The organism is Actinomycetospora sp. NBRC 106375, from assembly GCF_030269665.1.
In the GTDB taxonomy this organism is placed as follows: domain Bacteria; phylum Actinomycetota; class Actinomycetes; order Mycobacteriales; family Pseudonocardiaceae; genus Actinomycetospora.
In genome coordinates, this window is the sequence record NZ_BSTS01000014.1 from 167206 (window position 1) to 181539 (window position 14334).

The 14334-nt window shown below is 75.5% G+C and carries 13 protein-coding genes; 6 read left to right on the plus strand and 7 right to left on the minus strand.

Annotated elements, in window-relative coordinates; genetic code table 11:
- Positions 1-71 precede the first annotated feature (71 nt).
- The 3 genes from QSK03_RS22960 to QSK03_RS22970 form a co-directional block, all read right to left on the minus strand.
- Positions 72-1817, minus strand: coding sequence for a GGDEF domain-containing protein (locus QSK03_RS22960; protein WP_285657127.1), 1746 nt, complete (start codon positions 1815-1817; stop codon positions 72-74).
- 117 nt (positions 1818-1934) lie between these two features.
- Entirely contained in the window at positions 1935-2591 is a 657-nt protein-coding gene (locus QSK03_RS22965; RefSeq protein WP_285657129.1) for a glycoside hydrolase family 27 protein, read from the minus strand.
- A gap of 42 nt (positions 2592-2633) precedes the next feature.
- Positions 2634-3560 (minus strand): LysR family transcriptional regulator, encoded by a 927-nt coding sequence (locus QSK03_RS22970; RefSeq protein WP_285657131.1) that lies wholly within the window; start codon positions 3558-3560, stop codon positions 2634-2636.
- Between the two features lie 96 nt (positions 3561-3656).
- Here QSK03_RS22970 and QSK03_RS22975 point away from each other — a divergent pair, with 96 nt between their 5' ends.
- A complete protein-coding gene (locus QSK03_RS22975; protein ID WP_285657132.1) occupies positions 3657-6008 on the plus strand; it encodes an arylsulfatase in 2352 nt (783 codons plus the stop codon).
- Between the two features lie 4 nt (positions 6009-6012).
- Here QSK03_RS22975 and QSK03_RS22980 read toward each other — a convergent pair whose 3' ends face one another.
- Positions 6013-6819, minus strand: a complete 807-nt coding sequence (locus QSK03_RS22980; RefSeq protein ID WP_502872208.1) for a formylglycine-generating enzyme family protein — start codon at positions 6817-6819, stop codon at positions 6013-6015.
- 172 nt (positions 6820-6991) lie between these two features.
- On the opposite strand from QSK03_RS22980, the gene QSK03_RS22985 reads away from it, so the two are divergent.
- Both QSK03_RS22985 and QSK03_RS22990 read left to right on the plus strand, forming a co-directional pair.
- Positions 6992-7315 carry a putative quinol monooxygenase gene (locus QSK03_RS22985; RefSeq protein WP_285657135.1) on the plus strand — a complete coding sequence of 108 codons (324 nt, stop codon included), beginning with the start codon at positions 6992-6994 and terminating at the stop codon, positions 7313-7315.
- 99 nt (positions 7316-7414) lie between these two features.
- A complete protein-coding gene (locus QSK03_RS22990; RefSeq protein ID WP_285657136.1) occupies positions 7415-8134 on the plus strand; it encodes a hypothetical protein in 720 nt (239 codons plus the stop codon).
- Here QSK03_RS22990 and QSK03_RS22995 read toward each other — a convergent pair.
- Entirely contained in the window at positions 8069-9001 is a 933-nt protein-coding gene (locus QSK03_RS22995) for a helix-turn-helix transcriptional regulator (protein ID WP_285657138.1), read from the minus strand. The two genes, QSK03_RS22990 and QSK03_RS22995, sit on opposite strands and share 66 nt — an antisense overlap.
- Positions 9002-9065: 64 nt before the next feature.
- On the opposite strand from QSK03_RS22995, the gene QSK03_RS23000 reads away from it, so the two are divergent.
- Both QSK03_RS23000 and QSK03_RS23005 read left to right on the plus strand, forming a co-directional pair.
- A complete protein-coding gene (locus QSK03_RS23000) occupies positions 9066-9788 on the plus strand; it encodes an SDR family NAD(P)-dependent oxidoreductase (protein ID WP_285657139.1) in 723 nt (240 codons plus the stop codon).
- An 18-nt stretch (positions 9789-9806) separates the two neighbouring features.
- A complete protein-coding gene (locus QSK03_RS23005; RefSeq protein WP_285657140.1) occupies positions 9807-10667 on the plus strand; it encodes an HTD2 family dehydratase in 861 nt (286 codons plus the stop codon).
- Here the strand turns inward: QSK03_RS23005 and QSK03_RS23010 are convergent.
- Both QSK03_RS23010 and QSK03_RS23015 read right to left on the minus strand, forming a co-directional pair.
- A complete protein-coding gene (locus QSK03_RS23010; RefSeq protein ID WP_285657142.1) occupies positions 10642-11094 on the minus strand; it encodes an ATP-binding protein in 453 nt (150 codons plus the stop codon). The genes QSK03_RS23005 and QSK03_RS23010 overlap by 26 nt on opposite strands.
- A 59-nt stretch (positions 11095-11153) precedes the next feature.
- Entirely contained in the window at positions 11154-12644 is a 1491-nt protein-coding gene (locus tag QSK03_RS23015; protein ID WP_285657143.1) for a PP2C family protein-serine/threonine phosphatase, read from the minus strand.
- A 97-nt stretch (positions 12645-12741) separates the two neighbouring features.
- Here QSK03_RS23015 and QSK03_RS23020 point away from each other — a divergent pair, with 97 nt between their 5' ends.
- Positions 12742-13698 carry a zinc-binding dehydrogenase gene (locus tag QSK03_RS23020; protein ID WP_285657145.1) on the plus strand — a complete coding sequence of 319 codons (957 nt, stop codon included), beginning with the start codon at positions 12742-12744 and terminating at the stop codon, positions 13696-13698.
- The last annotated feature ends 636 nt before the right edge of the window (positions 13699-14334 follow it).

Sequence of the window (14334 nt, forward strand, 5' to 3'; positions counted from 1 at the left end):
TTCCCGGGCCCCCGGACGTCCGTCTCCGGCTTGCTCCCGGGGACGGGCGCCCGGGACCACGCTCTGTCTCCCTACTCCGCCCGGTGGACGCGGTTGCGGCCGGCGTTCTTCGCCGAGTACAGCGCCCGGTCGGCCTCGCTGAGCAGGGCCTCGCCGTCCCCGGCGTGCTCGGGCAGCCCCGCCACGCCGAACGACGCGGTGACCAGCTGCTTGTCCCCGCGCCGGAAGTCGGTCTCGACGCGGAGGCGCAGCCGCTCGGCGAGCTTCTCCGCGTCGTCGGGGCCGCCGCGCGGGAGCAGGATCGCGAACTCCTCGCCGCCGTAGCGATAGGCGGTCTCGCCGTCGCGCATCGCCGTGCGCAGGGTCGTGGCGACCTCCTGGAGCACCACGTCGCCCTGCTGATGGCCGTAGCGGTCGTTGAGCTCCTTGAAGTGGTCGAGGTCGACCATGATCACCGACATCGGCGACGCCTGGGCCCGCGCGGCGGCGACCGCCGACGCCAGGTCGGCGCCGAGCCGGCGGCGGTTGGCGAGCTGGGTCAGCGGGTCGAACTGCGAGAGCCGCTCGGCCGCGGCGTGCAGCCGGCTCGCCTCGATCGCGGACCCGGACAGGGTCGCCAGCATCTCGACGGTCGACAGCCGCTGCCCGTCGACCTCGCCCTCCGGCGAGTCATGGCACTCCAGCACCCCGATGACCCGCGCCCCGACCACGAGCGGGACCGCGACCGCCGCGTCCTCCTCGACGCCGGGGTCGCCGCGCGAGATCTGCCCGTAGCGCGCCGAGCGCCCCACGACGCCGTGCCCCAGCGCGCAGCGGGCCTCCATGGGGGCCGCCGCGCCGCGGTCGGAGTCGTACACCAGCTCGAGGCCGGCCCCGTCGTCCTCGAGCAGCCACAGCAGCACCCGTCCGTCGGCGACCGCCACCGCGGCCTGCACCGTCGAGTCCACGACGTGCCGGATGTCGAGGCTGCCCGCGATCTCACGGGTCATGATCAGGATGGTGCGCAGCCGGTCGGTCTGCGCCTGCAGCCGCTCGGCCTGCACCGAGGTCTCCTCGCGCTGGCGGGCCAGCGCCACCGTCATGTCCGCCAGCCCGTCGCGCAGCGCCACCAGCTCCGCCGACCCGTCGACGGGGTGCGGCGGCTCGAGGCGACCCTCGCCGATCCCGCGGACCGAGGCGAGCAGCCCGTCGACCGGCGCGACGACGTGGGCGAGCAGCCGCCGCCGGCCGCGCAGCGCGACCGCCAGCGCGGCGACCGCGATGAGCGCCGTGACGACGACCAGGGTGCGCTGCAGGGTCCGCACCGACCGGTCGGTCGTCGCGATCTCCTCCAGCACCGCCGCCCGGGTCACCGCGCTCGCGGCGCGGTAGTTCTGCAACATCACGTCGCCGCGGGCAAGGAAGGCCGGGACGCCCTCGGCCGGGACGCCGGACAGCTCGCCGACCCAGCCGGTCTGCCACTGGCGCTGCGCGGCCACCAGGTCGAGGACGTGCGGGAACACCTCCGGCATGTCCAGGGTCGCCACCATCGTCGTCTCGGCCGTGGCGATCTGCGGGGCCATCTCGTTCGCGCGGTCGAGGAAGTAGGGATCGCGCGTGGCGAGGTAGGCGCGCAGCGAGGAGTCCGTGGAGAGCACCGCGTTCTGCGTGTCCTCGTAGGCGAGCAGGCCCGCACGCAGGTCGTCGCCCGCCGGGACGGTCACCAGCGCCGAGTAGGCGAGCCGGCCGATCGAGATGGCGACGATGAGGAACGCGGCGACCCAGACGATCGTGCCGAGGCGCTGCACCTCGGTGACCAACCGCAACGGTCGCGCCACGACCACCTCCCCGGGAACCCGCCTCCCGGCGTCCCAGCACCCACGGGGGTCATCGGCCCGGTCGGATCAGGACGTTACCGACACCCGGTCGTCCGGTCGACGTCGCGCCGGTGAGCATCACGCACCCGCGGCCGTCCGGACCAGCACGGTCGCGTGGGCGGCGACGGGCCCGCCGGGGACCACAGCGGCGCCGGTGAGCAGGTCGGTGCCGGCCACGTCGGCGGGGACCGTGACCGGCCGGTCGCCGAGCGCGGTCACCGACACGGCGACGCTCCCGTCGGCCAGGGGACGCCGCAGGACGAGGCGGCCGTCCCCGGTCTCGGGGTCGGGCCGCGCGGTCTCGTGACCGAGCGAGCCGGGGAACCCGGCGGCGTCGCAGGTCATGGTTCCCGCGCTCGTGTAGACGCCCAGGCGCAGGCCGCGGGCGTGCACGTAGTCCGCCAACGCCGCGACGCCGTGGGGGAAGCGCGCGGGGTCCGCGACCAGCCGCCCGCCGGTGTCCCGCTCCGGCGCGGCCCAGCAGTCGTCGAGGTCGACGTCGCGGTAGCCGGCGTCGCGCAGCCCGGTGCGCACGAGCGCGTCCGCCTGGGCGCGCACCCAGGCCTCGTCGAACGCCGCCGAGCACCCGACGGCGTTCCAGCTGTTCAGACCCATCGGCGGGGTGGTGGCGGCGACGGCGTGCACGGGTCCGGCCGGCGCCGAGGCCGCCGTGCCCAGCGCGAGCGCCGCGGCGCCGAGCAGCACGACCAGGCGGGCGAGGAGGCCGGGGAGCATCCCGGCGATGGTTCCCGACGCCGATGAGCACAGCCTGTGCGCTCACGTCGCCGGGGCGAGCCCCCGGGTCACCGCGGCGTGCCCGAACGCCTCGAGGACGGCCCGCGCGGTCGGCCGCTCGCCGGTGTGGGGCAGGTGGACGGCGACGATCGTGCGGGACAGGGGGCGCGCGAGCGGGACGACGTCCACGCCGGCGGGCGGGCAGAAGATCCGGCCCAGGTCGCTGACGAGCGTGACGCCCAGGCCGGCCGCGACCATGGCCGCGGCGGTGGCGGAGCTGTCGGCGCGGTGCCGCACGCGCGGGTCGAAGCCGGCGCGCCGGCAGGCGGTGCGGACGGCCCGGCCCCAGTAGGTGTCCGGGCCGGAGAGGATCCAGTCCTCGTCGGCGAGCGCGCCGAGCTCGACGCCGGGCCGGTGGGCGGTCCCGGCCGGCGCGGCGAGGTGGATCTGGTCGCGGCCGAGGGGGACGACGGTGAGGTCGGTGCGCCAGGGCTCGGGGGCGTCCGGGTAGTCGAGCAGCAGGGCCAGGTCGAGGTGGCCGTGCCGCACGTCGGTGGCGACGTCCTCGGTGTCGGCCTCGACGCTGTCGACGGTGATCCCCGGGTGTCGGGCGGCGAGGTCGTCGACCACCGCGGGGACGAGCGCGGCCGCCGCGGCGGGGAACACCCCGACCGTGAGGCGTGCGGACAGGCTCTGCCGCGCGCCCTCCACCGCGGCGCACGCCTGCTGCTCGGCGGCGAGCAGCACCTCGGCGTGCTCGACGAGCACCCGCCCGACCTCGGTGAGGCGCACCCCGCGTCCGACCCGCTCGAGGACCGGGGCGCCGACCTCCGCCGCGAGGGCCTCGAGCTGCTGGGACACCGCCGAGGGTGAGAAGTGCAACGTGCCCGCCGCAGCGTTGACCCCGCCCCGGCGCGCGACCTCGCGGAGGGTCCGCAGGCGGCGCAGGGAGAGCTCCATGAAGCTCATCCAAACACCGGTGTGCGGGAATGTGCGCTGGATCCGAACGCTTCCTCGGGAGAAGCTGATCGAGGACATCGAGAGAGAGGACGGTGGGAGCTGACGATGGACGGGTTCACCGGTGGTCGTCACGTGCTGCCCGAGCCGGAGCGCCGCGCGGAGGCGGTCACCGCGCTGGGGATCGACGAGCAGACCGAGCCGTTCGCGCCGGTGCGGCCCACCGCGGCGCCCGACGGCGCGCCGAACGTGGTCGTCGTCGTCCTCGACGACCTCGGGTTCGGCAGCTCCAGCGCCTTCGGCGGGCCGTGCCCGATGCCGACCGCCGACCGGCTCGCCGCCGACGGCCTGCGCTACACGCGCTTCCACGTCACGGCGCTCTGCTCCCCCACCCGCCAGGCCCTCATGACCGGCCGCAACCACCATTCCGTCGGCATGGGCGGCACCACCGAGATGGCCACCTCGGCGCCCGGTTACACCGGCTTCCGCCCGCGCAGCGCGGCGACGATGGCGCGCACGCTGCAGGCCAACGGCTACAGCACCGCCGCGTTCGGCAAGTGGCACCAGACCCCGCCGTCGGAGATCAGCCCGATCGGGCCGTTCGACCGCTGGCCCACCGGCGAGGGCTTCGACCACTTCTACGGCTTCATGGCCTGCGAGATGAACCACTGGTACCCGCTGCTGTTCGAGGGCACCACGCCGGTCGAGCCGACCCGCCGGCCGGAGGAGGGCTACCACCTCTCCGAGGACCTCGTCGACCACGCCGTCGACTGGGTCCGCACCCAGCGCACGATGACGCCCGACCGCCCGTTCTTCACCTACCTCGCCTTCGGCGCCTCGCACGCGCCCCTGCACGTCGCCCCGGCGTGGCAGCAGCGCCACCGCGGCCGGTTCGACCACGGGTGGGACCGCCAGCGCGAGCTGACCCTGGAGCGGCAGAAGGAGCTGGGGGTGGTGCCCGCGTCGGCGGAGCTCGCGCCCTGGGCCGAGGGCGTGCCCCACTGGGACGAGCTCGACGACGACCAACGCGCGCTCGGGGCGCGGTTCATGGAGACCTTCGCCGGCTTCACCGAGCACGCCGACACCCAGCTCGGGCGGTTCGTGACGGAGCTCGAGGAGCTCGGCGAGCTCGACAACACGCTGTTCGTCTACCTCATCGGCGACAACGGCGCGTCCGGCGAGGGCGGCCTCGAGGGCACGCTCGTCGAGCACCGCCTCGGGCACGGCCTCGTCGACGACCCTGCCGAGATGATCGGGCACATCGACGAGATCGGCGGGCCCGACAGCTACCCGATCGCGCCGGTCGGGTGGGCGCTCGCGATGAACACGCCCTACCAGTGGACCAAGCAGGTGGCCTCCCACTTCGGAGGCACCCGGGACGGCCTCGTCGTCCACTGGCCGCGCGGCATCCCCGACCGCGGCGGCCTGCGCCACCAGTTCCACCACGTCATCGACGTCCTGCCGACCGTCCTCGAGTGCGCCGGGGTCCCGGAGCCGGTGTCGGTCGACGGGGTCACCCAGCAGCCGATCGAGGGCGTCAGCATGCGCTACACCTTCGACGCCCCCGACGCCGACGACCGGCGGCGCACCCAGTACTTCGAGATGTGCGGCAACCGCGGCGTCTACCACGAGGGCTGGACCGCGGTGACCCGTCACGGCGTCCCCTGGGAGATGGTCCCGACGGCCGGGCGGTCCTTCCGCGACGACGTCTGGGAGCTCTACGACACGACCACGGACTGGAGCCAGGCCCACGACCTCGCCGCGGCGCACCCCGAGCGGCTCGCGTCCCTCCAGGAGCTCTTCCTCGGCGAGGCCGCGAAGTACCAGGTGCTGCCGCTGGACGACCGGGTCACCGAGCGGGAGAACCCGAAGCTCGCGGGCCGGCTCGACCTCGTCGGCAACCGCCGCACGGTGACCTACCACGGGCGGACGCGGCGCCTGATCGAGGAGACGGTGCCCAACGTCAAGAACCGCTCGCACGCGGTGGTCGCCGACGTCGACACCGACGGCACGCTCACCGACGGCGTCATCGTCGCCCAGGGCGGGCGCTTCGGCGGCTGGGCGCTCTACTGCCTCGGCGGGCGCGCCTGCTACGTCTACAACTACTTCGGGCTGGCGGTGCACACGCTGCGCGCGGAGGACCCGATGCCGCCCGGGCGCCACGAGGTCCGGGTCGACTTCGCCTACGACGGCGGCGGCGTGGGGCGCGGCGGGAGCGTCGTGCTGTCGGTCGACGACGCCAAGGTCGCGACCGGCGTCGTCGACGCCACGGTCCCGTACTACTTCTCGTTCGACGAGACCCTCGACGTCGGCGTCGACCTCGGGACCCCGGTGAGCACCGACTACCCCCGCACCGGCAACGCGTTCACCGGGACGGTCCACACGGTGCGCATCGAACTACGCGACGACGCCGCACCGGACGACGGGGGCGGCTACCGCCGGGTCATGGCCGCGCAGTGAGGCGTCAGCCCGCGCATCGGAAGCCGAGGTTGCCCGAGCTGGACTCGGGGGTGTTCGACGACCGCGCCGCGACCCGGTAGCGGTAGCAGTACGAGTCGTGGCAGAGGTACGAGCCGCCACGCATGACCCGGCTCTCCCCCGCCTCCGGGCCGGTCGGGTCGACGGGCGCGGCGTGCGCGTACGCGTCGGGGGCGAACCAGTCGGCGCACCACTCCCAGACGTTGCCGACCATCTGCCACAGGCCGTGGCCGTTCGGGCGGAACGTCTTCACCGGCGCGGTGGTGAGGAAGCCGTCCTCGGCGGTGTTGTGGGTCGGGAACCGGCCCTGCCAGATGTTGAGCCGCCACCGCTTCCCGGGGCGCAGCTCGTCGCCCCAGGGGAAGCGCGCGCCGTCGAGGCCGCCGCGGGCGGCGTACTCCCACTCGGCCTCGGTCGGCAGCCGCTTGCCCGCCCAGGCGGCGTAGGCCTGCGCGTCGTCCCACGACACGTGCACCACCGGGTGGTTGGCGCGGTCGCCGACCGACGAGCCGGGGCCCTCGGGCCGCCGCCAGCAGGCGTCGCGCACCGCGAGCCACCAGCCGGCGTCCTCGACGCTGGAGAGCACGTCGGAGCGGTCGCCGGAGAAGGCGAGGTGGAACACGGCCGAGGAGCCCCACCGCTCGGCGTCGGTGACGTAGCCCGTGTCCTTGGCGAACGTCGCGAACGCGGCGTTGGTGACCGCCGTGGCGTCCAGCCCGAACGGCGAGAGCGTCACGTCGTGGACGAGGTGCTCGCCGTCCGCGGCGTAGCCCTCGCCGAAGTGGTCGCCCATCGCGAAGCGGCCACCGGGCAGGGCGACCTGTCCGCGGGGGCGCTGCGCCGTACCCCGTCCCTGCACCCCACGACCCTACGGGCCGCCACCGTTTGCACGCCGAACGCCGATCTTGACGGTCGGCGGCCCGCGTCACGACGATGAGCGCCGCCGTCGTCGAAGGAGCGCAGCCGTGATCGTGATCAACATCGTCATGCAGATCCGTCCCGACAAGATGGACGACTGGCTGGCGCTGGCCGACTCCTACGCGAAGGACGTGAACGCCGAGGAAGGCTGCCTGCTGTTCAAGTTCTCCCGCAGCCTCACCGACGAGAACGAGTTCGTCTGCATCGAGAACTTCCGCGACGCCGAGGCCGGCGCGACCCACGTCGCGCAGCCGCACGTGAAGGAGTTCTTCGAGAAGGCGCCCTACGTCGTGTCGGAGACGCCCCAGATCCTCTACATCGACACGCCGCACGACGGCTTCGGGCCGATGGGCGAGATCCAGCCGCGCTGAGCCCGGCCGGGGAGCGCAGCGCCGCTTCGCCCTGCCGTCACCGCCCGGCCGCCGTAGGCTCCCGGCGAGGGACGCCCCCTGCGTCCGGGGGTGATCGCCGTGTCCGCGTCCAGCGAACCGATCGCGTCCGACCGTCTCTTCGACCCGGTGTTCACCGACCCGCCGGACGACGCGGTCGACGTGCTGGTGCCCGCGCCGCTGTCGCTCGCGGTGTGGATGGACTCCCTGCAGCACACGGGTCACGCGGGCGTCCTGTCGGCGCTGCGCGAGTTCTACGCGCGCGAGGCGGCGACCTGCGCGCGCCGGGTGCAGCACTACGGGGGCTCGGTGCTCACCGCGGACGGCTCCGAGCCCGCGCACCTGGCGATCACGCACGTCGTCGACGAGCGGGTGCCCGGGGTGGCGGGCCTGCGCCCGCACGTCCACGTCTACGTCGGGGCCACCGGACGGGCGGCGTCCGGCGCCGGGCGCGCCCCGGTCGACCTCGACCTGCTCACGGCACGGGCCCACGAGCTGTACGTCGAGCACCGCGACCGGCTCGCGACGGCGACGGCGGACGGCTGGGGCCTGGTCTGGGGCCACGTCACCCCGTGGTCGCCGCGGGAGATCGTCGAGCCGGCGTGGCCCGGCCTGAAGGCGGACGACCTGCTCCAGGGCGGCGAGCCGTTCTGCCCGGGGCCGTGGTCGCGGCGCCAGGTCGTGGCCGGGGAGCAGCACCTGCGGGAGGCGGGCGCGGCGCTGCTCTCGTCCGGGTCAGCCGGCGGCGGCGTCGAGGCGCCGGGCGAGCGCGCGGACGTGGTCGCGCAGCGCCGGCGGTGACTCGACCTCGAACGGCGCGTCGAGGGACGCGAGCACGGACGGCACCCAGTCGAGGCGCTCGGCGCGCAGCCGGACGCGGACCGCGCCGTCCAGCTCCTCCACCACCGCGAGACCGGTCGGGAGCCGGCGCGCGACCGTCGCGGCGTCGGTCCGCAGGCGCACCGACACCTCGTGCTCCCAGGGCACCTCGGCGAGCCCGGTGAGCACCCGCCGGGCGGGGTCGAAGCCCGCGGGGACCTCGAACCGGCCCGTTCCGGGCGTGGCGCGCTCGATGCGGTCGAGCCGGAACGTGCGGACCTCGCCGTGGGCGGGGTCGGCGGCCGTGAGGTACCAGCGCCCGGAGTGGGCCACGACGCCGTAGGGGTGCACGGTGCGTTCGCCGCGCCCGGCGTAGGCGATGACGAGGGGTCGCTGCTCCCGCGCCGCGTGGGCGACCGCGAGGAGCACGGCCGTCCCGGGGCTCGTGGCCTCCCGCGCCGGCTCGGTGAGGGCCAGGGTCCCGAGCAGCGCGTCGAGCCGCTCCCCCAGCGCCCGGGGCACGACGCGGCGCACCTTGGCCGTGGCGCTCTCGGCGGCCTCGGTGACCATCCCCGTCCGGCGGCCCGCGGCCAGACCGACCGCGATCGCGACGGCCTCGGCGTCGGTGAGCATCAGCGGCGGCATCCGGAAGCCGGTCGCGAGCCGGTAGCCGCCGTAGCGCCCGCGCACGCCCTCGACGGGCACCTCGAGGTCCTGGAGGTGCTCGACGTAGCGCCGCACCGTGCGCTCGTCGACGGCCAGGCGCTCCGCGAGCGCGCCGACCGGGTGCACGCCGCCGGCCTGCAGGATCTCCAGGAGCGCGAGCACGCGGGCGGTGGGGCGGGTCACAACGCTCGATCCTGCCGGAGATACCGGGCGGATGTCGCCCGGTATCGCTCCTAGCGTCCCGGACATGACTTCTTCTGCTCTCGTCACCGGCGCCACCAGCGGGATCGGCCGGGAGGTCGCCCGGCAGCTCGGCGCGACCGGTGTCCACGTCCTCGTCCACGGCCGCGACGCCGCTCGCGGCGCCGGCACCGTCGACGCCGTCCGGGCCGACGGCGGCTCCGCCGAGTTCAGCGCCGCCGACCTCGCCGACCCGACGTCGGTCCGCGACCTGGCCGCCGCGGCCGCCGGCGTCGACGTGCTGGTCAACAACGCCGGGATGTACCCGTCCGACGGGCTGACGCCGCAGGTTACCGACGACGACCTCGCCGCCGTCCTCGCGGTCAACGTCGCCGCGCCCCACCGCCTGGTCGCGGCGCTCGCCCCCGCGATGGCGTCGCGGGGCGGCGGCGCCGTGGTCAACGTGCTGTCGATGGCGGCGCAGTGCGGCATGCCCGGGATCGGGCTCTACGGCTCGTCGAAGGCGGCCCTCGGGGCGCTCACCCGGGCCTGGGCCGCGGAGTTCGGGCCGGCCGGGGTGCGGGTGAACGCGGTCAGCCCCGGTCCGACGCGCACCGAGGGCACCGAGCGGTTCGGGCCCGCGCTCGACGGGATGGCCGCCGCGGCGGCCGCCGGCCGGCCCGCGACGCCCGGGGAGATCGCGGCCGCGGTGGCCTTCCTCGCCGGGCCCGCGGCGTCGTTCGTCCACGGGGCGGTGCTCCCGGTCGACGGTGGGCGGACGGCGGTCTGAGCGGGAAGGGTGGCCTCCGTGACCGACCTCGCGAGCGCCACCGCCGGCTGGGCCCCAGAGCCCACGACGACCACCGGGACCACCACGGCGTGGACGGTCGCGGCGGTGTCGGGGCTGTTCGGCCTCGACCCGGTCGCCGCCGAGGCCGACCCGCTGCCACCGATGTGGCACTGGTTCGGGTTCCTCGCCCACCCGCGCCAGGACGAGCTGGGCGACGACGGCCATCCCGCGGCCGGCCACTTCCTGCCGCGGATCCCCGACCGCCGCCGCATGATCGCGGGCGGGCGGCTGCGGATGGCCAGCCCGATGCGGGTGGGCGAGTCCCTGACCCGGCACTCGTCCCTGATCCGCGCCGATGTCAAGCACGGGCGCAGCGGGGAGATGCTGCTCGTAACGGTGCGGGACGAGTACGCGCGCGACGACGGCGACGTGCTCGTCACCGAGGAGTCCGACATCGTCTACCGGTCGCAGACGCCCGGGCAGGCGCGGGGCATCGGGTATCCGGAGGCGGCCTCGTCGGACGAGCCGTCGGCGGAGGCGGTCGTCCTCGTCCCCGACGCGACCCTGCTCTTCCGCTTCTCGGCGCTGACGTACAACACGCACCGCATCCACTACGACGAGCCCTACGTCACGGGCGTCGAGGGCTACCCCGGCCTCGTGGTGCACGGGCCGCTCCTCGCGCTCGTGCTGCTCGAGATCCCGCGGCGACACCGCCCCGACCGGAGCGTCACCGCGTTCGACTACCGCCTCTCCCGGCCCGCCTTCGCCGGCTCCCGGCTCGTCGCCGACCACGACGGCGAGCCCAGCGGTGACGAGCTCGCCGTGACGGCGGGCGTCCCGGGTGCCCCGTCGATCAGCGGGACGATCCGCTTGGGCTGACCGGTCGGTCCACGTGGCGGGTGAGGGCGACGAGCGTGCCGTCCGGCCCCGCGCGGACGTCGACGTCGTCGGCCAGCGCCCGCATCATCCCGAGTCCGCGGCCCCGACCGCCCGGGTCGGCGGGCGGAGCCTGCCAGACCCCGTCGTCGGCGATCGTGATCACCAGTGCGTCGTCGACGATGCGGGCGCAGAGCGTCATGACGCCCGCCTCCCGGTCGAGGTAGGCGTGGTCGCAGCAGTTCTCCAGCGCCTCCGACGCCGCCATGACGAGGTCGTCCACGACATCCTCGTCGAGGTGGTCGCCGGTGAGCCAGGTCGTCAGTCGACGACGGAGGTGCCGGACGTTGCCGTTGTCCGCGGACGCGCGGACCCGCAGCGGGTCGGGCCAGTGGGCGACGTCGGTGTCGCCGGTCCCGGATGTCGGCATGATCCTGACGGATGCCCCGTCGTCAGGGTCCGGCAACCCCGTGGTGACCGGTCACTCCGTCAGCGGCGCCCGGCGCGGATGACCAGGAGCGCGGTGTCGTCCAGCGCGGCCCCGGCGGCGTGGTCGGCGACGGCGGCGAGCACGGCGTCCGCGACGGCGTGCTCCCCCGCGTCCGGGGCGAGGCCCCGCAGGATGCCGAGGAGCCCGTCCAGCTCGAACTCGCGCCCGCCCGCGGGCCGGGCCTCGGTGACGCCGTCGGTGTAGAGCAGCAGGCGGTCGCCGAGGTCGAGCGTGACCGGTTCGACGGCGATCCGCGGTTCGGGCCGGATGCCCAGCGCCCGCCCTCCGGCCTCGAGCACCTCCAGCGTACCGTCGCGGCGCAGGACGACCGCCGGGGTGTGGCCGGCGCTCGCGAGACGGACGTCGAGCCCCTCGCCCCCGACCCGCGGGGTGATGCCGGCGTAGGCGACCGTGGCGAAGCTCGGTCGCTCGTCGAACCACACGTGCAGCACGCCGTGCAGGGCGGCGAGCACGGAGCCGGGGTCGTCGTCGGTGTGGCCCAGCGCGCGCACCGTGGACCGCGCGAGCGCGGTGGTGCGGGCCGCGTGGGGCCCCTTGCCGCAGACGTCGCCGATCACGGCGCCCCACCCGTCCGGGGTCGGGAAGAGATCGTAGAAGTCGCCGAGCACGGAGCCGCCCGTGCCGGGGCGGTACCGGGCCGCGACCTCGACGCCGGGGAAGGCCGGCAGGCGCGCCGGCAGCAGGCTCTCGCGCAACGTGGCCGCGAGCTCCTCGGCCTCCTCTGCGTGCTGCTCGGCCAGCCCGGCCAGGCGCTGGGACTCGGCGGCGAGCTGGTCCGACGTCGCGGCCTGGGCGTTCGCGGACCGGGCCTCGGCGCTCGCCGACCGGGCCTGGGCCTCGAAGTAGCGGGCGGCGGCGCCGGCCTGCCGGGCCTGGGCGCCGGCCTGCTGGGCCTGGCGGCCCGCCTCGCGGGCGTCCTGGTCGGACCGGGCCGCCCGCCGGTCGGCCTGGGAGCGGTCGGCTCGGGAATCGGCGAGCGCCGCCCGCAGCACGACCTCCCCGGTGGCGGCCTGGGCGAGGGTCGTGAGCACGTCGCGCTGGTGGCTCGACCACGGTCGCGGCCGGACGTCGAGCACGCCGAGCACGCCGATCGCCGAGCCGGCCGTGTCGCGGATCGGGCAGCCGGCCCACGCCTGGACCGGGTCGGCGGCGGACGCGGCCTCCGGGGTCCCGTCCGTCACGTCGTCGACCCAGACCGGTCCGTCGTCCCGGAGCACGAGGGCGCACCGCGACCGTTCGGACGGCGGCGACAGCTCGCCGGGGTCGACGGTCGAGCCGACCGCGTCGTGCACGCTGCGGCGGACGACGCGGTCGTCCTGGACCAGCCACACGACGCCGGCCGGCGCACCCGTCAGCGAGGTCGCCAGACGAGCCAGCCGCTCGAAGGCGGCGTCGGCGTCGGGTTCGAAGAGGCGCGCGTCGGAGGCCGAGCGCGCGGGCGCGCGCCTCGCCTCGGCGTCGATCCCCATCCGTCGCACTCCTACACGATGAACGTCCACCCGGCCTCGTGTGATCCTCTGCCGGACTTACCCGACCATCATGCCCAGCACCCGGGAGGAGAGCGACGTGCGACGGATCCTGTGCCGGGCGTTCGGCGAACCGCGCGACCTCGAGGTGGTCGACGAGCCCGGGCCGCGGCCCGGTGCGGGCGAGGTGCTGGTCGAGGTCGAGGCGATCGGGACCAGCTTCGTCGACGCCCTGATCGTCCGCGGCGGCTACCAGCTGCGACCCGAGCTGCCCTTCACGCCGGGCTCGGCGGTGGTGGGACGGGTCACCGACGGTGCGGGCGTCGCCCCGGGCACGCGCGTCGCCGCGGTGATGATGGGCTTCGGCGCCTACGCGTCCCACGTGGTGCTGCCCGCCGACGGGGTGGCGGTGGTGCCGCAGGACGTCCCCGGTGCCGTGGCGGCGACGGCGCTGGAGAACTACAGCACCCTGCTCTTCGCCGTGACCCGTCGTGTGCCGGTCGCCGCCGAGGACCGCGTCGTCGTCCTGGGGGCGGGCGGCGGCATCGGGCTCGCCGCCGTGGACGTCGCGCGCAGCCGGGGCGCGCACGTCGTCGCCGTCGCCTCCAGCGCCGAGAAGCAGGACGCGGCGCGGGCGGCCGGCGCGGAGCACGCGATCGGCTACGACGACCTGAAGAACGCCATCCGGGAGCACACGGACGGCGGCGCCGACCTCGTGATCGACCCGGTCGGTGGCGCGGCCGCGGAGTCGGCGCTGCGGGCGCTGCGGCCGTCGGGGCGGTTCGCCGTCCTGGGCTTCGCGTCCGGCGAGATCCCGAAGCTGCCCGCGAACGTAATGCTGATCGGCAACCGTTCGGTGATCGGTGTCGACTGGGGCGACTGGGCACGGACGTCGCCGGCCGCGGCGACGGCGCTGCTGGGCGAGGTGCTGGACGGTGTCGCGCGGGGCGAGCTGCGGCCGCCGGTGCCCGCGGTGCGACCTCTGGAGGAGGCGGGCGATGTGCTGACGCTGTTCGGGGAGCGGGCGGTGACGGGCAAGGTGGCGCTGGTTCCGTGACGGCCGGCTCGTGATCGACGGGGTTGTCGGGTCGAGCGCCGCGCGGAGCGTCGGCGCCCCGACGCCGGTCGCTGTGTCGGTCACTGGCGCGGTTCATGATCGTCTACGAGTGTCGGGGGTCGGGGCTAGCGTCGGACCCGTGGATCTCGACCGGGGCGCTGACGGCGACGCCGCTGCCGCGTCGCCGCCGGTCGAGGGCCCGGTCCAAGATCGTCCGGGAGTGTCGGGGGTCAGGTCTAGCGTCGGACCCGTGGATCTCGACCGGGGCGCTGACGGCGACGCCGCTGCCGCGTCGCCGCCGGTCGGGGGCCCGGTCCAAGATCGTCCGGGAGTGTCGGGGGTCGGGTCTAGCGTCGGACCCGTGGATCTCGACCGGGGCGCTGACGGCGACGCCGCTGCCGCGTCGCCGCTGGTCGGGGACCCGGTCCAAGATCGTCCGGGAGTGTCGGGGGTCGGGTCTAGCGTCCCGGGTGTGAGCATCGACCAGGCCGGCAGCCCCGCCGCGGGCGGCGGGGCGGGGGGCGCTGCGGGGGTGCCGTCGTGGCTGGTGGGTGGGTTGGAGGCGGTCGACCCGGCCGGGCTGGTCGGGGTCGAGGTGATCGACTATGTGCGGGAGTGTCACCGGGCCCGCAACCG

Bases quoted from the DNA above. Each gene is read 5' to 3' on its own strand.
- QSK03_RS23000 (WP_285657139.1), top strand. From the start codon at position 9,066: ATGACTTCTTCTGCTCTCGTCACCGGCGCCACCAGCGGGATCGGCCGG.
- QSK03_RS22975 (WP_285657132.1), top strand. From the start codon at position 3,657: ATGGACGGGTTCACCGGTGGTCGTCACGTGCTGCCCGAGCCGGAGCGC.
- QSK03_RS22965 (WP_285657129.1), bottom strand. From the start codon at position 2,591: ATGCTCCCCGGCCTCCTCGCCCGCCTGGTCGTGCTGCTCGGCGCCGCG.
- QSK03_RS23010 (WP_285657142.1), bottom strand. From the start codon at position 11,094: ATGCCGACATCCGGGACCGGCGACACCGACGTCGCCCACTGGCCCGAC.
- QSK03_RS23015 (WP_285657143.1), bottom strand. From the start codon at position 12,644: ATGGGGATCGACGCCGAGGCGAGGCGCGCGCCCGCGCGCTCGGCCTCC.
- QSK03_RS22970 (WP_285657131.1), bottom strand. From the start codon at position 3,560: ATGAGCTTCATGGAGCTCTCCCTGCGCCGCCTGCGGACCCTCCGCGAG.
- QSK03_RS22980 (WP_502872208.1), bottom strand. From the start codon at position 6,819: ATGGGCGACCACTTCGGCGAGGGCTACGCCGCGGACGGCGAGCACCTC.